Below are 19,694 nucleotides of genomic sequence, written 5' to 3' on the forward strand. Positions count from 1 at the left end.
GGATCGCGAAACTGGTCGACGGGGACAGCCTGGTCAGCCAGGCGGTCGTGGGGACGCCGGCGTTCATGGCCCCCGAGCAGGTGCGCGGGGAGGCCCGCCCACGTGCGCGAGCTGTTCTCCGAGCGCCACACGCCGCCGGCCCACCGGCAGGCGCGGCCCCAGGACCCCGACGGCACCGGCCAGGACGACGGGACGATCGAGCCCGCCCCCGGCGAGGCGCCCGCCACGCCGAGCACGTCCTTTCACTTCTGCGACGTGCGCGCGGCATGGCGCCGCCAGGTCCGGCAGCTGGGCGTCGATCCGGCCCGTCTGGTCACCCAGTGCCTCAACACCGCCCTCCGGCCGCCGCGCCGCCCCGGCACGGCACAGATCACCCGGTGGGTGGTACGGCCCGAGCGGGGCGTCACCGCGCACCACGACGAGGCCGCCCGGGTCAACGTCCTGCGCGAGGTGCTGCAGGCCATGCCGGACGGCGTCGCCGACCTGCCCGACGCCGAGCGCCTCACCGACGAGGTCCTCACCCATCTGCGCGCCGTACCGGTGCCGGCCGACCGGCCCTCCATCCTCAGCAACAGCCAGTGTTACCTCATCCCTCCCCACCGCACATCTCACTGACGGCAGGCGGTCCCAGCCCGCGCGGCCCGTCCCGGGACGTCACCGCCCCGCTCCATCGCCGGCCTCCGGCGGTGGGGCGTACGGCAGGCCCGCCGGTGGCCCGGCCGTCCTCCCGGACGGGCGACGCCACGGCCGACGATCATTCGGCTATCGTCCACCAATGCGACGGACGCGATACCAGCAGCGGCTCTACACCGGCCCGGCCGACCTGCGCTCGATGCAGTCACTGACCCAGCGGCTGTGGTCGCCGGCCAGCCGGTGGCATGCCGGCGAACTCGCCTGGCTCCGCCTCCAGCACATCGGCCGGGAGCCGGAGTGGCGGACATCCCTGTGGCAGGCCGGGCCGGAGGTCGTCGCCTGGGCATGGGCCCGCCCACCCGGCCGCCTCGACCTGCATCTCGACCCCGCGCACCCGGAGCTGGCGGGCGAGATCCTGCGCTGGTTCGACGGCACGCCTCACGACGGAGAGCGCACGGTCACGCTCCTGGACGCCGAGACGGCCCTCATCGACACCCTGCGCGAGCACGGATACCGGGAACGGGCCGCGGGGCCGTTCTTCATCCACCTCCGCCGGAGCCTCGACGACCTTCCGCGGCCCCGGGTCCCGGACGGATACACGCTGCGCCCGGTGCGCGGCGAGGACGACGCCGAGGCCCGTGCCGCCGTTCATCGGGCCGCGTTCTCACTGCCGGGCCTGCCCCCCTCCAGAGTCACCGCCGACAGCTACCTCCAGGTCATGCGCGCCTGGCCCTACCGCACGGAGCTGGACTGGCTCGTCGAAGCACCGGACGGCACGCCCGCGGCCTTCTGCCTCGTCTGGCTGGACGGGCACAACCACTGCGCCGTCCTGGAGCCGGTCGGGACCGCTCCGGAACACCGCCGTCTCGGCCTGGCCGGCGCAGCGACACTCGCCGCCCTGCACGCCGCCCGGCGGCTCGGAGCCGGATCCGCACGCGTCTGCGCCCGCGGCGACGATGACTACCCCTCAGCCCGGGCGACCTACCAGGCCCTGGGGTTCCGCCCCTACGCCCGCAACGTCTCCTTCGTGCGCGACCACTGAGGCCCGGCGGCCCGGCTCACCGGCCGCAGGCCCCACAGGGCAGACGGGTACGGCGCGCGTAGGCCAGCGTCGCGACGGCCATCCCGGCGCCCCAGATCAGATAGCCCGGCACAGCGGCCCAGAAGAAGATTTCGGGCAGGTCCAGCCCGCCTTCCGGCGGGAACGGGGCGCGGCCGTTCAGCCGCTCGAAAACCATGGTCAGGAACATCAGCCCGAAATACACCACGAGCCCGCCCGACACCCCGACGGCCGGCCACAGCACCAGCCGGCGCGGGACCGGCCGGCCGGCCAGACCCGGCACCCAGCGCGGCCAGACCCGCCCCCAGCCGTGCACCAGCGCCGGCGGCAGCAGCAGGCCGCCGAGGAGGAACCCGATCTCGAACAGCACCATCGAGACGCCACCGGCGAACGGGGACTCGTCGAACCCGACGCAGACCTGCGCGATGATCCTGACCAGGCACCCGGCGACCGCGGCGTAGGCGGCCCAGAACGCCCAGCCCGGGGTGCGGTCCAGCCGGCCCGCCGACGTCTCGGTACTCCCGCACTTGGCGCAGCCCGGGCGGGTCCCGCGCCGGTAGGTCCGCGCCGCCCGCCCGAGCAGGATCCCCGAGCCGACGCACGCCGCCCTGCTCAGCGCGCCCAGCGGGTAGAACCCCACCCCGAGCCCCGGCAGGATCCCGCCGACCACGTCGAGGAGGAGCAGCGCCCCCGCCGCGACGAGCGCGGTGCTCACCGCCCCCGCCCCCACCAGCAGCGACCGCCGGGGCAGCCCGCTCAGCCGGGCCGTCATCATGACCGTCAGGGCCAGCGCGGCCAGCGCGCACAGGACGACGGCCCACCATCCGGTGAAGACCACGAGGTCGGGACCGACCGGGGACAGATGCTCCGGCATGTGGCCGGACTGCCAGTGGACCCGGAGGGCGCCGTAGAGGACCACCAGGCCCAGGGCAGCCCCCGTCAGCCCGTCCGCCCGCGCGGGCGCACCCGGCGCGGGCCCGCCGGGTGCCGACGGCCGTCCACGCACTGTTCGACTCAACATGATCACAATCCTGCGGCGGCCGTACGGCGGGCGCCTCCCCACCCGGAGGGACGTCCTTCCCCCACGCGGGGGAGATCATCGCCCCGGCGGCCGGGCGGGGATCCTCCGGGCTACCGCCCGTCGGCGCCGACCTCGGGAGCGGCCCCGGCCCGGTCCCTGGCCGCCTCGATCCCGTCCAGGATGACGGTGAGCCCGATCCGGAAGGTCTCCTTCGCCTCGCGCTCCAGGTAGGGGACGCTCTCGTCCCTGTTCTCGTCCTCGTCGTCCCGCCGGCGCGCCCACGCGCTCTCGAAGGCGGCCACCATCGGGAACCGCCCGGCGAAGTCGGGGGCGACCTCCTGAAGCAGGGCCGCCCGGGCGAACCACCAGTCCTCGTCCGACACCCCGGTCGCCGCCGGGGCCTGCCGCGCCTCCGCGATCGTCTGCGCCGCACCGCGCACGAAGTGGAACAGCGTCCCGACGACGCGCCGCACGGTCCCGGCCTCCAGCCCGGCCCCGTGGAGGATCCGCAGCACCGTCTCCAGCATGACGTACTCGTTGGGCCCCAGCACCGGCCGCGCCTGCGACACCTGCAGCACCCACGGGTGCCGCAGGTAGAACGCCCAGACGTCGTCCGCCCACGCCGTCACGGCCGCCCGCCAGCCGGCCGCCCGCCCGTAGTCGGCGGGCAGCTCGGCGAGGACCCGGTCGTACATCAGGTCGACCAGCTCACTCTTGCTGGGGACGTAGGTGTAGAGGGCCATGGCCGTACGCCCGAGCCGCTCCCCCACCGCGCGCATGGACAGCGCGGCCATCCCCTGCTCGTCCGCGACGGCGATCGCCGCGTCCACGATCACGTCCACGCTCAGCCCCGGCTTGGGCCCGGGAGCGGTCCGCGCCCCCTCGGGCCTGGCGACACGCCACAGCAGGGCCATCGAACGGCGCGCGTCGCCCTGGCCGGCGAAGACGACCAACTCGCAGCTCCTTACGGCCTGGACCGGCTCTCCCCAGCCATCTCCTTATGCCCTAAAGATATCAGGGAGGACGGGCCCGCCACCGGGTCACCGGCCAGGGCGGCGCCGATCATGCCGCGCCCCGGACCCGCGGCGCCGGCAGGCGGGAGCCGTACCGCGGGGTGGAGGGTCAGACCTCATCGACCGTCCCGCACTCGCCTTCCTTGAGCGGGGCCGCCTTGTCGTCGTAGGCGTCGTCCACCGGGCCGCCCCCGCCGCCCTCGCCCGTGTAGTCAGGCCGCAGGAACCCGTCGGGAGATTCGCACTCCGTCCCCGCCGACCAGAATTCGACGCTCTCGCCGTCCCAGTTGCGCAGCCGGGCGCCCGGCTCATCCCGCCAGAACTCGTGCCGAGCCTTGACGTAGACCATCACCCGGACGATGGGGCCGCTCTTGGCCGCCGGGCGGAGCGCGTAGACGAACCGGGCCTCGTAGTTCACCCGGAGCTGGGGCCCGCCGTCCTCGTCGACGGCCGACTCGGCGGCCATCTTCCCTTGCACCTTGACCACGTCACCGACCAACTCGGCCGAGCCAGGGGCGAAACTGGTCACCCAGCTGCGGGTGTTCTTCTTCTGGTCCTTGTGGTCCAGGTCGCGCAGGAAGAACTTTCGCTGCTCGGCGTCGAGCAGTTCGGCGAAGGCCTCCGGCTTCCCGCCGAGCAGAGTCCGCCTGTCGAGGTGGGCGGCCCCCAACATCCGCCTGCTGGTCAGAAAGGCCGAGCGGACGTCCTTGGCGGAGAAGTTCTTCACCGGCCTGGCCTCGGGGACGACGATGCCGCCGATCCCCTCGGCGAATTTCTCCGCGGGCGACCCCCGGAACGGCTGGCTCGCGGTGATCACCGCCTGGTCGGCGGCCAGCTCCCCGAGCACCCCGCACCCCGTCAGCGTCGCCGCCAGACATCCCGCCAACACCATCCGCGCCACCCCGTGATTCTTCATGGAAGGATGATATTTATTGATCTACCTCGGCTTTACTCATTTCATGACACCTAAGATCATGATCTGATAAATCATCGCCACGACCACGTGAAGCGGATCACGCGGCGTCCGCCGGCCACCGGTAGCGCACTCCGGTGAGCCTCTCCGAGATCTCCCACAGGCGGCGCGCGGTGGCGGTGTCGTGGACGGCCCGGTGCCCGTGGCGGGTCACGGGGTCACCGCGCAGCTCCAGGAACCCGTCGGGGGCGACGTAGCAGCCGCCCGGCAGATCGGGGACCGTCGCGGCGTACAGGGAGGTTCTGGCACCCTCGGGGGTGGGCCGGAACAGGGAACGCACGAGCAGCGGCACGAGGGTCCGATACAGCCTGCCCCGGCCGGTGTTAGCACCTCCGGTGAGCACGTTGGTGCGGGTGAGGCCGGGCGCGACGGCCATGCTGCGCAGTGCCGGGCCCGCCGCCGCGGCCCGGCGCTGCAGCTCGACGGCGAAGTAGAGGTTGGCCCGCTTGGACTGCACGTAGGCGAAGATCGCGCTGTAGCCGCGCTCGGCGTTGAGGTTGGCCAGGTCGAAGCGGGCGAAGCGCTGGCCCTCGCTGCTGACGGTGACCACCCGGGGAGCCCGCGCGGCGAGCAGGTGGGGCAGCAGCAGGCCGGTGAGCGCGAACGTGCCCAGATGGTTGACGCCGAAGTGCGACTCGAACCCGTCGGCCGTCCGGGCGAAGGGCACCATCGCGACGCCGGCGTTGTTGACCAGCAGGTCGAGCCGGTCATGGTCCCACGCGGCGGCGAACTCACGGACCGACTCCAGGCTGCCCAGGTCGAGACGGCGCAGCTCGGCCCGCGCGCCCGGCACCTCGTCCCGGAGGCGGTCGAGCGCGAGCCGCCCGCGTCCGGGGTCACGGCAGGCCAGCACCACGTGGGCGCCACGGCGAGCCAGCTCGCGGGCGGTGACGTGACCGATGCCGCTGTTGGCGCCGGTCACCACGGCCAGGCGGCCGGACTGGTCGGGGATGGAGCCGAAGGTCCACACCGGGGAGGCGCCGTGCCCGTGCCGCGCGGCGCGGGATGCCGTCGTCATGCCCGGTCCTCCCCCGAGCTTGCGGGTCCGGCGGCGAACGCGCCGGTGAGGGTGGTCTGCATGGCTGTCTCCTTCCGTGGGCGGATGCCGGGCCGGCGCGGCGGGCGCCTTCTCGCGGACGACGCCGCGCTGGCCGTACCCGCGGCAGGGCCGCCCGTTATCGCAACTCCTTGTTGCGATGGGCCGAGCCTGCCACAGGCCGCCCTCCATCGCAACTAATAGTTGCGATAGGCCGGCGCGCGGCACGCCGCCGCCACCGACGCGCCACCCGGCGGGCATCGGGAGAATCGGCACCGCAGCTCACCGGCCGCCGCATCGGGTGGTGAGACCCGGGACCTTGGTCCCTACCGGCGCTCCCGCGGGAGCGCTAGCGTTCAGGACATGATTCGCGTTTTCCTCGTCGATGATCATGAGGTGGTGCGCCGGGGCGTGGCCGCCCTGCTGGAGTCCGAGGGCGACATTGAGGTGATCGGCGAGGCCGGCACCGCGGAGTCGGCCATGGCCCGCATCCCCGCCCTGCGGCCGGACGTCGCGGTCCTGGACGTGCGCCTGCCCGACGGCAGCGGGGTGGACGTCTGCCGCGAGGTCCGCTCCACGACACCGGAGCTGGCCTGCCTGATGCTGACCTCCTTCGCCGACGACGAGGCCCTGTTCAACGCGGTGATGGCGGGCGCGTCGGGTTATGTGCTCAAGCAGATCCACGGCTCGGACCTGGTCGGCGCCGTACGGACGGTGGCGGCCGGCCAGTCGCTGCTGGACCCCCAGACCACCGCCGCCATGCTGGCGCGGCTGCGCGAGCAGGCCACCCGCAAGGACCCGCTGCAGGCGCTGTCGGAGCAGGAGCGCCACATCCTGGAGCTGATCGGCGAGGGCCTGACCAACCGGCAGATCGGCGAGCGACTCTACCTGGCCGAGAAGACAGTCAAGAACTACGTCTCCAACCTGCTGTCCAAGCTCAGCATGGAGCGCCGCACCCAGGCCGCGGCCCTGGCCGCACGGCTGAAGGCCGACCGCTGGAGATGAGGCCGGGCGGCCGGACCGCGCGCGTGGAGGGCGTGACACCGGAGCGGCCGGACGGCGCGCATGGACGCGGTGGCACCGGAGCCCCTCGGACGGATGCTTGATCCGTCGTAAAAAGGGCACGCGGCTATGAGCTGGAACTCCGCGACCGGGAAGGACCACGGGCATGGCCGAACGGCAGAGAGTCGTCGTCGTAGGAGGGGGGTTCGCGGGCTTCACCGCGGCGCGGACCCTCTCCCGGATCGCCCGGGGGGCGGTCGAGATCGTCCTGATCAACCCGACCGACTACTTCCTCTACCTGCCGCTGCTGCCCGAGGTGGCGGCCGGGATCCTCGACCCGCGCAAGGTCGCGATCCCACTGTCCGGCAGCTGCCCCGGAGTGCGGCACCTGCTCGCCACGGTGGACTCCGTGGACGTGCGGAGCCGGCGGCTGAGGTGCACCGATCCCGAGGGCAGGCCCCGCGACCTCGGCTACGACCGCCTGATACTCGCGGTCGGCAGCGTCAACAAGCTCCTGCCCGTCCCCGGGGTGGCCGAGCACGCGCACGGCTTCCGCAGCATCGCCGAGGCCCTCTACCTGCGCGACCATCTCATCCGCCAGATCGAGCTCGCCGACGCCACCGGCGACCCCAAGGAACGGCAGGCGCGCTGCACCTTCGTCGTCGTGGGGGCCGGATACACCGGCACCGAGGTGGCCGCGCAGGGGCAGTTGCTGACCCTCGACGCGCGCAAGCGCCGGCCGGGCCTGCGCGAGCAGCCCGTCCGCTGGATCCTCGCCGACCTGGCCCCGCGCATCCTGCCCGAGCTGGACGAGCGCCTGTCACAGGCCGCGCACCACACCCTGGCCGAGCGCGGGGTGGAGGTCCGCACCGGCACCAGCGTGGCCGAGGCGACCTCGGAGGGGGTCATGCTCTCCGACGGGGAGTCCGTGCCGACCCGCTCGCTGATCTGGTGCGTGGGCGTACGGCCCGACCCCCTCGTGCAGTCGCTGGGGCTGGCCACCGAGAAGGGGCGGCTGCTGGTGGACGAGTATCTCAACGTCCCCGGCCACCCGGAGATCTTCGCCTGCGGGGACGCGGCCGCCGTGCCGGACCTGACCAGGCCGGGTGAATACACCCCGATGACCGCCCAGCACGCCAGCCGTCAGGGCAAACGCGCCGCGCACAACGTCGCCGCCTCCTACGGCCGCGCGGAGCGCCTGCCGTACGAGCACCACGACCTGGGGTTCGTCGTCGATCTGGGCGGGGCCAAGGCCGCGGCGAACCCGCTGGGCGTGCCGCTGTCCGGCCTCCCGGCCAAGGCGGTCACCCGGGGATACCACCTGCTGGCCGTGCCCGGCGGCCGGGCGCGCATCGCCGGGAACTGGCTGCTGGACGCGCTGCTGCCGCGCCAGACGGTCCACCTCGACCTGGTCCACGGCCAGGAGGTGCCCCTCGCCAGCACCTCCCCCGGGACCAGCCCCTCCCCCGGCACCGGCGCCTCCCCCGGGGACGGCGCCCCGGTCGAGGCGGGCGCCCCGGCCGAGGCGGGCCCCGCTCCGGGCGGCCCGGCCGCCTGAACGGCCGGCGGGGAGCACCGGGCGCGGGTCAGACGATGCCGCCGTTGGCCCGGATGACCTGGCCGTTGACCCAGCGGCCGGGGCCCGCGAGGAAGGCGACGACCTCGGCGATGTCATCGGGGGTGCCCAGGCGCTCCAGCGGCGGCTGGGCCGCCATCCTGGCGATGGTCTCCTCGTCCTTGCCGTCCAGAAAGAGCGCGGTGGCGGTGGGCCCCGGGGCGACGGCGTTGACGGTGACGTCACGGCCGCGCAGCTCGCGGGCGAGGACCAGGGTCACCGCCTCGACCGCGCCCTTGGTCGCCGCGTAGGCCGCGTATCCGGGCAGGGCCAGGCCGAGCACCGACGAGGAGAAGTTGATGATCGCCCCGCCCCCGCGCACCCGGCGGGCGGCCTGCTGGTCGACGACGAAGGTGCCGCGGATGTTGGTGCGGTGCATCCGGTCCAGGTCGTCGAGGTCCAGCTCGGCCACCGGGGACAGGCGCATCACCCCGGCGGCGTGCACGACGACGTCGACGCCGCCGAAGGTCTCCTCGGCCGCGTCGAACAGCGTGGCCACCGCGGCCTCGTCGGCGACGTCGGCGCGGACCGCCATCGCCCGGCCCCCGGCCCCGGTGACGGCGGTGACCACGGCCTCGGCCTCGGCCTGGTTGCCGACATAGTTCACCACGACGGCGAACCCGTCGGCGGCCAGGCGTTCGGCCACCTGACGGCCGATGCCGCGCGAGCCTCCGGTGACGACCGCGACGCGGGTTGCTGGAGTGTTCATGATCATCCCCCTGGAAAATCTGTATACACTATGTACATATATAGTATTATGAACACAGTGTCCATATATTCACCGGAGGTGAGCGTGACCGAGTCCGCCCAGCCGGTCCGCCGGGGGCGTGGACGGCGCCCGGCCGACGAGGTGCGACGGGAGATCCTGCGGGCGGCCGGTGAGCTCCTGCTCGCGGAGGGGATGGCCGGTTTCACCATCGAGAAGGTCGCCGCCCTCGCGGGCGCGAGCCGGGTGACGCTCCACAAGTGGTGGCCGTCCAGGGGTGCGCTGGCACTCGACGGCTACTTCAGCGTGGTCGGCCCCACCCTGGCCTTCCCCGACACCGGCGACATCGCCGCCGACCTCACCGGGCAGGTGCGGACGTTCGTCCGCCTGATGCGCGACACTCGGGCGGGACGTGTCATGCCCGAGCTCATCGGCCAGGCCCAGACCGACCCCGAACTGTCGGCCCTCTACCGCGAGCGTTACTCGGCCCCACGCCGGGAGCTGGCCGTCGAGGCCCTGGAGCGGGCCAAGCAGCGGGGTCAGATACGGGCCGACGTCGACCCCGAGGTGGTCGTCGACCAGCTCTGGGGCGCCTGTTACCACCGCCTGCTCATCCCCGACCAGCCGCTGACCGAGGAGTTCGCCGAGGCGCTCGTCGCCAACCTGCTCACCGGGATCAGCCGCCCCTGAGCCCCGCTCCCGGGTCACCGGCCACCTCCGCGCGCGGCGGCCGGGCGCTCAGCCGGTGAGCCCCCGTGTCTGCTGCTCCCTGAAGGCGCTGGGCGCCGATCCGACGCGCCGGGTGAACAGGCGCGTGAAGTACGCCGGATCGTCGTAGCCGACGCGCCGCGCGACGGAGGCGACGCCGAGGTCGGTGCCGGCGAGCAGGTCCTTGGCCCGGGTCAGCCTGATCGACAGGATGTAGTCCTTCGGGCTGCAGCCGGCGCTCCTGCGGACGGAGTCGCGCAGCTCCGCGACGGTCATGCCCATCCGCCGCGCGTGCTCGGGGATGGTCAGCGGCAGGCAGGCGTCCCTGGCCAGGTTGTCCAGCACCGGGTGGCCGTTCGGGTCCTGGTCGGCCCGGCCGCGGCGGAGAGTGACGAGCAGTTCGTGCACGCCCGCCGAGGTCTCGACCTCCAGGTGCGGGCCGCCCTGCCGGCAGACGGTCGCCATCTTCCTGATCAGGTGCTGTACGGCCTCGGCCGAGGAGAGCGGGACGACGGGCTCCTGCCTGTCGATGAAGCCCAGCTCCTGGTAGGCGGCCGCGGCGGATCCGGTGAAGTCCACGAAACACTCCGACCAGCCCGGTTCGTACGGGCCGTAGTGGTGGACGACCCCCGGATACAGCCACAGCAGGACGGGGGCCCGCACGTCGACGGGAGGCCGCCCGTCCGAGGAGAACCAGCCCTCACCGGAGGTGATGACCACGGCGACATAGTGGTCAAGGGTGCGCGGGCCGACGGCCGGCAGCCGGCCCTGCTGCATGCCGACGCCCAGGCAGGTCAGGCCCAGCCGCTGGTGAGCGGGGTTGGGCGTCAGATAACGCCACCAGTGATCCCAGTGCTCCTGCCCCTCGATCCACTCGATCGGTCCAACAGGCCGCCGCGAATTGTCCATGGCCTCCCCCGCCTGCGGTCGGCAGGCTTGCTGTGCTGACCTGGGGATCGTAGTAGTTCAGGATGACGATCCCATCACAGGATGAAAGGGACCGGTTGATGCGTGAATTTTCGGCGGCGGACGGGGAGTTCCGCCTGGATGGTGCGCCTTTCAGGCTCCTGTCAGGGGCCATGCACTATTTCCGCGTGCATCCGGGCCAGTGGGATCACCGGCTGGCGATGCTGCGCGCGATGGGCCTGAACACGGTGGAGACCTATGTCCCGTGGAACCTTCACGAGCCACGGCCGGGTGACTTCAGGCGACTGGAGGAGCTCACGGACTTCCTGGAGGCGGCGGCCCGCCACGACCTGCTCGCGATCGTCCGCCCCGGTCCCTACATCTGCGCGGAGTGGGAGAACGGCGGTCTCCCCTCCTGGCTGACCCATACCCTCGGCAGGCGTGTCCGCACGGGCGACGCCGCCTATCTGGAACGGGTGGACCACTGGTTCGACCAGCTCATCCCCAGGATCGCCGAGCATCAGATCACCCAGGGCGGTAACGTGATCATGGTGCAGGTGGAGAACGAGTACGGCTCCTACGGATCCGACTCGGGCTACCTGCTCCACCTCGTGGACCTCCTGCGCGACTCGGGGATCGAGGTCCCCCTGTTCACCTCCGACGGGCCGGAGGACCACATGCTGACCGGCGGCGCCGTCCCCGGCATCCTGGCGACCGCCAACTTCGGCTCCGAGCCGGAGGCCGCCTTCGCCACCCTCCGCCGTCACCGCCCGCACGACCCGGCCACCTGCATGGAGCTGTGGCTCGGCTGGTTCGACCACTGGGGCAGCGAGCACGTCACCCGCGCCGCGGCCGACGCCGCCGACGTGCTGGAGCGCCTCCTCAAGGAGGGCGGCTCGGTCAACATCTACATGGCTCACGGCGGCACCAACTTCGGCACCTGGGCCGGGGCCAACCATGAGGGGACCTACCGGCCCACCGTCACCTCCTACGACTACGACGCGCCGATCTCCGAGGACGGCAGGCCCACCGAGAAGTACTGGCGGTTCCGGGAGATCCTCAGCCGCTACAACAGCGCGCCGGAGCCCCCGCCGGCCCCGCCCGTCCTGCCCCCGTCCCGCGTCAGGATGACCGGTTCGGCCGCCCTCGCCGACGCCTTCCCCACGGAGTCGGTGACGGCTCCGGTGCCGCCGACCTTCGAGGAGCTCGGTCTCGTCCACGGCCTGGTCCGCTACCGCGTCGACGTGCCCGGACCGCGGCAGCCGTACCCCCTGACCGTGGACGGGCTGCACGACCGTGCCCACGTGTACGTGGACGGCGTCCGCGTGGCGACCCTGTCGCGGGACGGCGGCGAGTCGGTGGACGTCGCCGGCCCGGCCCGGGTCGAACTGCTGGTGGAATCGCTCGGCCGGGTCAACTACGGCACCCGGCTCGGGGAGTGCAAGGGCATCGTGGGCGGCATCCTGCACGAGCGGCAGTACCTGCACGGCGTGACCGCCCAGGCCCTGTCGCTGGAGGAACTCCCCCCGGTCCCGTTCCGGGAGGGCACGGGCAGCCCCGTGCCGGCCTTCTTCCGCGGCTCGCTGGAGGTGGAGGAGCCCGCCGACGCCTTCCTCGCCCTGCCCGGGTGGGAGCACGGCTATGTGTGGGTCAACGGCTTCGGCCTGGGCCGATACTGGTCGCGGGGCCCGCAGCGGACCCTGTACCTGCCCGGCCCCGTGCTGCGGCCGGGCGCCAACGAGATCGTGGTCCTCGAACTCGACGCCGTGGGCGAGCCGGTCGTCGAGATCCGCGCCTCGCCCGACCTCGGCCGGCCGGAGCGCCCCTGACGATTCCACCCGGCGGAGCCGGAGCGTCAAGGACGCGATGACGGCGCCCGCGGGACAGCGGCCGGCGAGCCCGCCGGGCCGGGCAGCCACCGCCCGCCACCGCCCGAGCTCGCCGGAACACCGCTCGACCGGGTTGCGCCCCCTGCCGACGGCCGCGTCGAGAGCGGAGGGGCGGCCCCGCCGCGCCGAGGTCCGGCGGCAGGGCGGATGATGAGACTTCCGCCCTGCCGGTGCGGCGAGACGAAGGAGCGAGCGTGATTCGAGTACTCCTGGCGGAGGACATGGAACTCATCCGCGGGGCCCTCGTCGCGCTGTTGGGGTTGGAGGGCGACCTGACGGTCGTGGCGGAGGTCGCGTCGGGGAGAGCGGCGGTGGCGGCGGCCCTGGAGCACCGGCCGGACGTGGCGGTGCTCGATGTGCACATGCCAGGCGAGATGGACGGGCTCGCCGCGGCCGGTGTGCTGGCGGAGCGGCTTCCCGAGTGCCGAGTGGTGATCCTCACGTCGCTGGGGCGTCCGGAGACGTTGCGCAAGGCGCTGGCGTCCGAGGTCAGCGGGTTCATGCTCAAGGACGCGCCGCCCGCGCAACTGGCGGAGGCGATCCGGCGGGTGGCCGCGGGAGAGCGCGTGCTCGACCCGGATCTGGCCGCGCAGGCGATCATGGGCAGGCCGAACCCGCTGAGCGTCCGGGAGGTCGAGGTGCTGCGGATGGCGGCCGGCGGCCTGGAGCCGGCCGCCATCGCCTCGACGTTGTTCCTGTCCAAAGGGACGGTACGTAACTACCTGGGGGCGATCGTCACCAAGCTAGACGCGCGCAACCGTCTCGACGCCGTCCGGATCGCGACCGAGGCCGGTTGGCTGTAGGACGAGGAGCTCATACCCTTCGGGGACGCGGGAGGTCCGCAGGACACCGCCCAGGGCGGTCACCCGCTGGGCCAGATTGGTCAGGCCCTGACCGGGCCGCGCGGTGGCCTCGCCGACGCCGTCGTTGGTGATCCGCAGGCGTGCGGTGGCGTTCTGCCGGGTGAGCTCGATGCGGCAGTGCCGGGCGCGGCTGTGCCGCAGGACGTTGGTGACCGCCTCGCGCAGTACGGTGGCCAGCAGCGCGTCGACCTCCCCCGGCAGCTCGACGACGGGATCCGCGTGGACGGTCGCGCCCGCGGCGGACAGCACCTCGCGGGCGGAGGCCAGCTCGGTCCCCAGCGACAGCGGGCGGCCGCTGTCACGGGGGATGGCGGCCAGATCGGCGAGGGCGCGCTCGGCGATGCGGGCGATGTCGGCGAGCTGTTCGGCGGCCCGCTCGGGGACGCGGACGGCCAGCTCCCCCTTCACCACGATGGCCGACAGGCTGTAACCGAGCAGATCGTGGATGTCCCGGGAGATCCGGCGGCGTTCCCCGGCCAGCGCGATCCCGGCCAGGGCCAGGCGTGCCTGGCGCACTTCGGTGACCATGTCGGTGTGCCGGGCCAGGCCATGGAACATGACCGCTATGGCCAGCGCGTTGAACGTCCAGTAGAGGTTCTCGGCCGGGGATGTGCCGCGCAGCGCCATCGTGGCGGCCGTGGCCAGCAGGACGGCGCCGACCGCGGGGAAGGCCGCCCGGCGTGTCCACAGGATGAGGATCGAGCCCGCGGTGAAGCCGATCAACTGCGGGTAGGGGCGGTCCGGGAAGAACAGCGGCGCCAGGACGAGGACGGACTGCAGCGCGAGCGTCCACCCGGCGTGCCGGGGCCGGAGGCCGGGCGGCCGGGGCAGCGAGTGGTGGAGCTGCAGGACCGTGACGGCGACCACGGTCGGCAGGCCGACGGCCAGGACCGCGGGAGGCGGGGCCGCCCGCCACAGGAACACCGCCGAGACGATCAGGAAACCCAGGTGCGCGGTCACCAGGATGGGGAGCGCGAGCCGGGGCGTGAGGTCGTCGAAGGGCGGCTGCGCCGGGGCAGGTGGAGCCTGCCGGGCACGTGCGGCGGCACGGCGGGCCAGGGTGAGGATCTCGCCGGTGCGCCCCTGCGCCGCCAGGGCGATGACGGCCGACAGGCTGGAGCCCAGGACGCTTTCGAGATCGCGGGAGGCACGCTCGCGCTCCTCGGCGACCGACGCCTCGGCCAGTTCGTGGCGGGCGGCGTGCAGTTCGATGCGCAGCTCGTTCAGCCGGGTGACGCCGAAGACGACCAGGCCCTGGGTGAGCGCGTTCACCATGGCGTTCACGCAGGCGTAGGCGTCGGCCGTGTTGAGCAGGCCGGCGGCGGCCACGACGGCGCAGAACAGCACCCGGCGCAGGGGGCCTCGCGCGATCAGGAGCACGGAGGCGGCGAGCAGCCCGGGGGCGCCCGGCCCGGCCCACGGGAACAGCAGGGCCTGGGCGGCGAGCGTCCACGGACCGCGCAGGCGGCGCAGGCTGTGCACGATCTGCAGGGCGAGCATGGCGGCCGCCGGGACACCGGGCAGTGGGGCCAGAGGGTCGAACATCACGCCTGCCAGGACCACCAGGATGACCGTCACAGCGGAGGATTTTAGCGATATGTACTGATTGTGGATTTTGCATGCGGTGCCGGTGCTCCTGACACTGGTCCGGTATCGCCCCAGGTCGGCAGGGTCTACCTCATGAAAACCCGCCTCACCCGCATCCTGGCGGCCGCGCTGGCCGGCGCCGTGCTCCTCGCCTCGGGACCGGCCCTGGCGGCCGCCGAGCCGCCCCCGCCACGGGCCGGCCTGCCGGGACTGGCCGAGTTGGTGGACCGTGTCGTCCCCGAGCAGCTGGCCCGGGACCGCATCCCCGGCGCGGCGGTCTTCGTGGTCTCCGGTGGGCGCACGGTCCTCGCCAAGGGGTACGGGGTCGCCGACGTGGCCACGGGGCGGCCGGTCGACCCCGGCGCCACCGGATTCTTCACCGGATCGCTCGCCAAGCTGTTCACCGCCACGGCCGTGCTGCAACTCGTCGACGACGGCAGGCTCGATCTGCGAGCGGACGTCAACCGGTACCTGACCTCGTTCAAGATCAAGGATTCCTATCCCGGCCGGCCCGTCACCCTGGAGCACCTCCTGACCTACACCGCGGGCTTCGACGACGACATCGTCGGGCTCGCCGAGGCCGATCCCGAGGACGTCGGCCCGCTGGCGCGCAGCCTGGCCGACCGGCAACCGCGACGCGTGCGCCCTCCGGGCACGCGCGTCGCCTACGACAACTACGGCATGGCGCTCGCGGGCCATCTCGTGGAGGCCGCCTCCGGGCAACCGTTCGCGCAGTACGTCGAGCAGCACATCCTCAAGCCGCTCGGGATGAACGCCACCAGCATGGCCGTACCGCACGCCGCGGCGCTGAACGCGGACCTCGCCGGCGCCTACCGCCCGAGCGGAGACGGCTACGCCGCCGTCAAGGGTCAGTACGCGCCGTGGGCCCCCACGGGAACCGGCCCCGTCTCCACCCCGGCCGACATGGGCCGTTTCATGCTCGCCCAGCTCCGCGACGACTCTCGCCTGGGCGGGGACCTCGCCCGCCGCCTGCAGGAGCCGCACTACGCCCAGGACCCCCGCGTCCCGAGCATGGGCTACGTCTTCGAGCAGCGCTCACGCAACGGTCACCGGCTCGTCTACAAGGACGGCGACGTGCCCGGCCACCACAACGTCATGGCCCTGCTCCCCGAGAAGAACATCGGTGTCTACGTCGTCTACAACGGCGACGGCGTCGGCACCGTCGCGAGCTGGGACGGCCAGAGCCTCGTCGACCGGATCGTCGACCGCTACCTCCCCGCGGGATCGGCCACCGCGGGGACCGCGCGTGCCGGCGCCGGGGACGGCGACGTGACGCGATACGCCGGTACCTACCGCTCCACCCGCACCAGCCGTACCAGCCTCATGAAGGTGAGCTCCCTGTTCGCCGCGCCGACCGTGCGGGCCAACGCCGACGGCACCCTGACGACCACCGGGCTGTCGCCCGACCCGGTCAGGACGGCCCAGCACTGGGTGCCGGCCGGTCCCGGTCTCTTCCAGGAGCGCGACGGCCAGGCACGGATCGTTTTCGACGGCGAGGGAACGCTGTCCAGCTCGATGAACCCGTCCGAGGCCCTGGAGAAGCTGGCCTGGTACGACGCCCCGATGCCGCACATGATCCTGCTCGGCCTCAGCACCCTGGTGTTCGTATCGGCCTTCCTCCTCCTGCCGATCAGCGCCTCGGTGCGCCTCCTGCGGCGGCGCTCCCGCGCCGGTGCCCCGCGGCAGCCGACCGGCGCCCGTGTCGCCCGGCTCCTGGCCTGGATCACGGCCGCGCTGGTGACCGTCTTCGTCACCGGGATCGCGACGACCATGTCCGACCCGAACGTGGTCATGGAGCTGACCGCCCTCAACGCGCCCCGGCTCGCCGCGCTGCCGGTCCTCGCCACGGCCGGGTTCCTGTCCGCCGTCCTGGTCACCGCCGCCACGGTGCCGGCCTGGGTGAAGGGCTGGTGGGGCCGGCCCGGACGGCTGTGCTACACCGCGCTCGCGCTGGCCGGCGTGGCGTTCTTCAAGATCGCCATGACCTACAACCTCCTCGCCCTGCCCTTCCCGACCAACTGATCATCCGACTCGGCCGACTGGTCGACCGACCGTGCGGATCGCCACGGTCACCCGCTCCGGCCCGCGACAACGCTCCACCCCGGGGCTCATCGCACGGCCCCGGCGGAGGGCCGTCCAGACGGACGACGACGGGCAGCCCCGGGCTCAGGGCATCCGCGCCCAGAAGTCGAGGCGGTGCTCGGCCACGTAGTCCGTGCCACCGATCCGGCCGGGTGCCAGGGACTGGACGTGGCCGGTGCCGACGCCGGGCCAGGCCGGCAGGTCGGCGCAGGCGGGATCACCGTGCGTGGCGAAGGCTACCCAGTACCGGTTCGTCCGGTCGGCGAGCTCACGCTGTGCCGCCGACAGCGCCGGGCCGCCCGGGAAGTCGAACTGGTACACCAGCTCGCTGGAGTGCTGGGCGCCGGTCGGGAACCCCGGGAGAGGCACGATCGGCGGGGCGTCTCGGTCGGCGAAGAGTCCCACGAAGAACCGCGCCTCGTCGCGCGTGGTGCCCAGCATCAGCGGCATCCGGTGGAAGCGTCCGGCGGGCAGCGCCTCCTCGGGCGACTCGGGCAGGGTGGGGCCGCCGAAGGCCGGCCGGATGAAGGCGGCCGACGCCTGGAGCAGGTCCGCCACCGGGACCCGCCACAGCTGCGCGAGCGCCGACTCGGGATCACTGCCCGGCGTGACCCAACCGTGCTCGGCGGCGACGGCGGCGCCGAGACGGTCCCGTTCGTCCCGCCGCCGCCGTGCAGCCACACCATCACCGGGCGCCCGGCGCCCGGGGCCTCCGGCACGGTGACGTCCAGCGTCAGGCAGTCCTCGTCGACGGAGGTGACGTCCGCGAACGACTGGGCCGACTGCGGCGCGGGGTTCCCTGGCACGGTCGCGTCCCGGACCCCGGGCCACGGCGCGACCGGCACGGGTGGCCGCCATCGCCGCTCTCCGACCGGGGCCTCGGCATAGGGGATCCCCGGAACGAGAGGTGTCCGTCGAGCCGGCGTCCGCGGATGGCGCCGCCGCTCAGCCGTACGGTCACGTGCCGGGTCATCGCGTGCGCTCCCTGGCCGGTGTGCGGGACAGGCTCCGGGCGAGGATGTCCGACGCGCGGAGCAGGGCGGGCGACGGCCCGGCGCAGCACGTCCCGTGCCGAAAACGCGTCCGCGCCCGAGAGCGCCACCTGATCGGCCAGACCCTGCACGGTCGCGAGGATCATGCGGGCGGCGAGCACGGCGTCGGCACCGGGCTCGACCTCACCGCGCTCCATGCCGTTCTCGACCACCGACGTGACGTATCCGAGAAGGTCGCCGCCCGCCCGCCGGGCGACATCGGCAAGACCGGCGTGGTGCAGCGCCTGAGCCTGCAGACCCTGCCGGACGCGATACTCGAGGTCCCGCTCCTCGTCGAGCGGCAGCAGTTCGGCCAGGCTGTCGAACAGCACCTCCGCGATCGGGAGACGGGCGGCCTCGCCGTCGCGGACGCGGACCCGCACCCGCTCGCCCATGCGGCTCACGGCGTCTTCGTAGGCGAAGTGGAGCAGCACGTCCTTGCCGGCGAAGTAGTGCTGGATGAGCCCGACCGAGACCCCGGCCTCGGTCGCCATCCGCGAGAACGAGGCGGCGGCGAACCCCTCCGCGGCGAGCAGGCGCTGGAACGCCCGCGCGATCTGGGCACGACGCTGATCATGATCGGCAACCCGCGGCACCCCGATACCGTACAGCCGTATTGCCACCGTCACCCGGCCGGCCGGGCGTCAGTCGTCGATCGCCTGGTAGAGCGTGGTCCAGAAGTCGTGGATGAGCCGCGCCGAATCCGGGACCGACATCCCGACCTGGGTGAGCAGGATTCCGGTGAGCTGGTTGTCCGGGTCGGCGTAGGTCGAGGTGCCGGCTCCGCCGTCCCAGCCGAACTGGCCGATGGGCGCGTAGTCACCGCGGTAGGTGCGCACCGCCATCCCGAAGCCCCAGCCGCCGTGCTGCCCCTGACCGAATGACATATGGACGTTGTTGGTGGCCATGGCGTGTCGGGCGGCCTGCTGCTCGGGCGTGAGGCGGTTGGTGGTCATCAGCTCGACGGCGGGCCGGGACAGGATCCGTTCGCCGCCGTGCATACCGTGATTCAGCAGCATCCGGAAGTAGGCGTGGTAGTCGTCGACGGTGGAGACCAGTCCGCCGCCGCCGCCCTGGAACGCCGGAGGCCGGCTGACCCTTCCCCCCGCCGCCTCGTCCCACACGTGGAACTCTCCGCTCTGCGCGTCGGGGGCGTAGAGGGGCGGCAGCCGGTCGATCTTGCCGGCGGGCACGTGGAAGGCGGTGTCCTTCATCCCCAGGGGGTCGAAGACGCGTTCGCGCAGGAACGTCTCGAACGGCCGGCCCGTGACCCTGGCGACGAGCACGCCGAGCAGATCGTCGCTGATGTGGTACTGCCAGCGCTCGCCAGGCTGGTACATCAGCGGCAGCGCGCCGAGGCGGCGCATCCACTCATCCGGCTCGGGCATCGGCTCCGGCAGATCGGGCGTGAGCCCCTGCTCGAAGATCGCGCCCATGATCGGGGAGCCCAGCGCCGTCATGTCCATGCCGAGCCCGAACGTGGAGGTCAGCAGGTCCCGTACGGTGATCGGCCGCCGCGCCGGCACGGTGTCGTCCAGCGGGCCGTCG

At 73.0% G+C, this 19,694-nt stretch carries 19 protein-coding genes; 8 read left to right on the forward strand and 11 right to left on the reverse strand.

Translation table 11 applies throughout. The annotated features are described in order from the left end of the window. Positions 1-102 precede the first annotated feature (102 nt). Both ACWDS7_RS33225 and ACWDS7_RS33230 read left to right on the forward strand, forming a co-directional pair. Positions 103-615 carry a hypothetical protein gene (locus tag ACWDS7_RS33225; RefSeq protein ID WP_451932476.1) on the forward strand — a complete coding sequence of 171 codons (513 nt, stop codon included), beginning with the start codon at positions 103-105 and terminating at the stop codon, positions 613-615. Between the two features lie 160 nt (positions 616-775). Continuing rightward, positions 776-1,675, forward strand: coding sequence for a GNAT family N-acetyltransferase (locus tag ACWDS7_RS33230; protein WP_451932477.1), 900 nt, complete (start codon positions 776-778; stop codon positions 1,673-1,675). A gap of 16 nt (positions 1,676-1,691) precedes the next feature. Here the strand turns inward: ACWDS7_RS33230 and ACWDS7_RS33235 are convergent, their stop codons facing one another. The 4 genes from ACWDS7_RS33235 to ACWDS7_RS33250 form a co-directional block, all read right to left on the reverse strand. Beyond that, on the reverse strand, positions 1,692-2,714 hold the full coding sequence (locus ACWDS7_RS33235) for a hypothetical protein (protein WP_451932478.1): 1,023 nt from the start codon (positions 2,712-2,714) through the stop codon (positions 1,692-1,694). 110 nt (positions 2,715-2,824) lie between these two features. Beyond that, positions 2,825-3,667, reverse strand: a complete 843-nt coding sequence (locus tag ACWDS7_RS33240) for a TetR/AcrR family transcriptional regulator (RefSeq protein WP_451932479.1) — start codon at positions 3,665-3,667, stop codon at positions 2,825-2,827. 169 nt (positions 3,668-3,836) lie between these two features. Next, on the reverse strand, positions 3,837-4,643 hold the full coding sequence (locus tag ACWDS7_RS33245) for a hypothetical protein (protein WP_451932480.1): 807 nt from the start codon (positions 4,641-4,643) through the stop codon (positions 3,837-3,839). Between the two features lie 97 nt (positions 4,644-4,740). Further along, positions 4,741-5,718 carry an oxidoreductase gene (locus tag ACWDS7_RS33250; protein ID WP_451932481.1) on the reverse strand — a complete coding sequence of 326 codons (978 nt, stop codon included), beginning with the start codon at positions 5,716-5,718 and terminating at the stop codon, positions 4,741-4,743. A 381-nt stretch (positions 5,719-6,099) separates the two neighbouring features. Between ACWDS7_RS33250 and ACWDS7_RS33255 the strand changes: the two genes are divergently transcribed. Beyond that, positions 6,100-6,741 carry a response regulator gene (locus ACWDS7_RS33255; RefSeq protein WP_451932482.1) on the forward strand — a complete coding sequence of 214 codons (642 nt, stop codon included), beginning with the start codon at positions 6,100-6,102 and terminating at the stop codon, positions 6,739-6,741. 163 nt (positions 6,742-6,904) lie between these two features. Then, entirely contained in the window at positions 6,905-8,296 is a 1,392-nt protein-coding gene (locus ACWDS7_RS33260) for an NAD(P)/FAD-dependent oxidoreductase (protein ID WP_451932483.1), read from the forward strand. A 28-nt stretch (positions 8,297-8,324) separates the two neighbouring features. Here the strand turns inward: ACWDS7_RS33260 and ACWDS7_RS33265 are convergent, their stop codons facing one another. Next, positions 8,325-9,062 carry an SDR family oxidoreductase gene (locus ACWDS7_RS33265; protein WP_306874083.1) on the reverse strand — a complete coding sequence of 246 codons (738 nt, stop codon included), beginning with the start codon at positions 9,060-9,062 and terminating at the stop codon, positions 8,325-8,327. A gap of 57 nt (positions 9,063-9,119) precedes the next feature. On the opposite strand from ACWDS7_RS33265, the gene ACWDS7_RS33270 reads away from it, so the two are divergent. Further along, the gene (locus ACWDS7_RS33270; protein WP_451932484.1) at positions 9,120-9,749 is read left to right on the forward strand and encodes a TetR/AcrR family transcriptional regulator C-terminal ligand-binding domain-containing protein; all 630 of its coding nucleotides are present in this window, start codon (positions 9,120-9,122) and stop codon (positions 9,747-9,749) included. Between the two features lie 48 nt (positions 9,750-9,797). Here the strand turns inward: ACWDS7_RS33270 and ACWDS7_RS33275 are convergent, their stop codons facing one another. Then, positions 9,798-10,676 carry an AraC family transcriptional regulator gene (locus ACWDS7_RS33275; protein ID WP_451932485.1) on the reverse strand — a complete coding sequence of 293 codons (879 nt, stop codon included), beginning with the start codon at positions 10,674-10,676 and terminating at the stop codon, positions 9,798-9,800. 98 nt (positions 10,677-10,774) lie between these two features. On the opposite strand from ACWDS7_RS33275, the gene ACWDS7_RS33280 reads away from it, so the two are divergent. Further along, complete coding sequence (locus ACWDS7_RS33280; protein WP_451932486.1) at positions 10,775-12,502, forward strand: glycoside hydrolase family 35 protein; 1,728 nt, start codon at positions 10,775-10,777, stop codon at positions 12,500-12,502. Between the two features lie 254 nt (positions 12,503-12,756). Then, on the forward strand, positions 12,757-13,365 hold the full coding sequence (locus tag ACWDS7_RS33285; RefSeq protein WP_451932487.1) for a response regulator transcription factor: 609 nt from the start codon (positions 12,757-12,759) through the stop codon (positions 13,363-13,365). Here the strand turns inward: ACWDS7_RS33285 and ACWDS7_RS33290 are convergent. Then, a complete protein-coding gene (locus ACWDS7_RS33290; protein ID WP_451932488.1) occupies positions 13,306-15,003 on the reverse strand; it encodes a sensor histidine kinase in 1,698 nt (565 codons plus the stop codon). The genes ACWDS7_RS33285 and ACWDS7_RS33290 overlap by 60 nt on opposite strands. Before the next feature lie 102 nt (positions 15,004-15,105). Between ACWDS7_RS33290 and ACWDS7_RS33295 the strand changes: the two genes are divergently transcribed. Next, positions 15,106-17,055, forward strand: coding sequence for a serine hydrolase domain-containing protein (locus ACWDS7_RS33295; RefSeq protein ID WP_451932489.1), 1,950 nt, complete (start codon positions 15,106-15,108; stop codon positions 17,053-17,055). Between the two features lie 144 nt (positions 17,056-17,199). Here the strand turns inward: ACWDS7_RS33295 and ACWDS7_RS33300 are convergent, their stop codons facing one another. From ACWDS7_RS33300 to ACWDS7_RS33315, 4 genes are all read right to left on the reverse strand, one after another. Further along, entirely contained in the window at positions 17,200-17,565 is a 366-nt protein-coding gene (locus tag ACWDS7_RS33300) for a carboxylesterase family protein (protein ID WP_451932493.1), read from the reverse strand. Continuing rightward, complete coding sequence (locus ACWDS7_RS33305; RefSeq protein WP_451932490.1) at positions 17,556-17,960, reverse strand: carboxylesterase family protein; 405 nt, start codon at positions 17,958-17,960, stop codon at positions 17,556-17,558. Before ACWDS7_RS33305 ends, ACWDS7_RS33300 begins: the two co-directional genes overlap by 10 nt. Further along, positions 17,849-18,742 carry a TetR/AcrR family transcriptional regulator gene (locus ACWDS7_RS33310; protein ID WP_451932491.1) on the reverse strand — a complete coding sequence of 298 codons (894 nt, stop codon included), beginning with the start codon at positions 18,740-18,742 and terminating at the stop codon, positions 17,849-17,851. The genes ACWDS7_RS33305 and ACWDS7_RS33310 overlap by 112 nt, the downstream gene beginning before the upstream one ends. Positions 18,743-18,790: 48 nt before the next feature. Beyond that, positions 18,791-19,694: serine hydrolase domain-containing protein (locus ACWDS7_RS33315; RefSeq protein ID WP_451932492.1), on the reverse strand; the 904-nt coding region annotated here is incomplete at its 5' end.

Source organism: Streptosporangium sp. NPDC003464 (assembly GCF_053588315.1).

Bases quoted from the DNA above. Each gene is read 5' to 3' on its own strand.
- ACWDS7_RS33230 (WP_451932477.1), top strand. From the start codon at position 776: ATGCGACGGACGCGATACCAGCAGCGGCTCTACACCGGCCCGGCCGAC.
- ACWDS7_RS33235 (WP_451932478.1), bottom strand. From the start codon at position 2,714: ATGTTGAGTCGAACAGTGCGTGGACGGCCGTCGGCACCCGGCGGGCCC.
- ACWDS7_RS33245 (WP_451932480.1), bottom strand. From the start codon at position 4,643: ATGAAGAATCACGGGGTGGCGCGGATGGTGTTGGCGGGATGTCTGGCG.
- ACWDS7_RS33250 (WP_451932481.1), bottom strand. From the start codon at position 5,718: ATGACGACGGCATCCCGCGCCGCGCGGCACGGGCACGGCGCCTCCCCG.
- ACWDS7_RS33255 (WP_451932482.1), top strand. From the start codon at position 6,100: ATGATTCGCGTTTTCCTCGTCGATGATCATGAGGTGGTGCGCCGGGGC.
- ACWDS7_RS33260 (WP_451932483.1), top strand. From the start codon at position 6,905: ATGGCCGAACGGCAGAGAGTCGTCGTCGTAGGAGGGGGGTTCGCGGGC.
- ACWDS7_RS33265 (WP_306874083.1), bottom strand. From the start codon at position 9,062: ATGAACACTCCAGCAACCCGCGTCGCGGTCGTCACCGGAGGCTCGCGC.
- ACWDS7_RS33275 (WP_451932485.1), bottom strand. From the start codon at position 10,676: ATGGACAATTCGCGGCGGCCTGTTGGACCGATCGAGTGGATCGAGGGG.
- ACWDS7_RS33280 (WP_451932486.1), top strand. From the start codon at position 10,775: ATGCGTGAATTTTCGGCGGCGGACGGGGAGTTCCGCCTGGATGGTGCG.
- ACWDS7_RS33295 (WP_451932489.1), top strand. From the start codon at position 15,106: ATGAAAACCCGCCTCACCCGCATCCTGGCGGCCGCGCTGGCCGGCGCC.
- ACWDS7_RS33300 (WP_451932493.1), bottom strand. From the start codon at position 17,565: ATGCCGCTGATGCTGGGCACCACGCGCGACGAGGCGCGGTTCTTCGTG.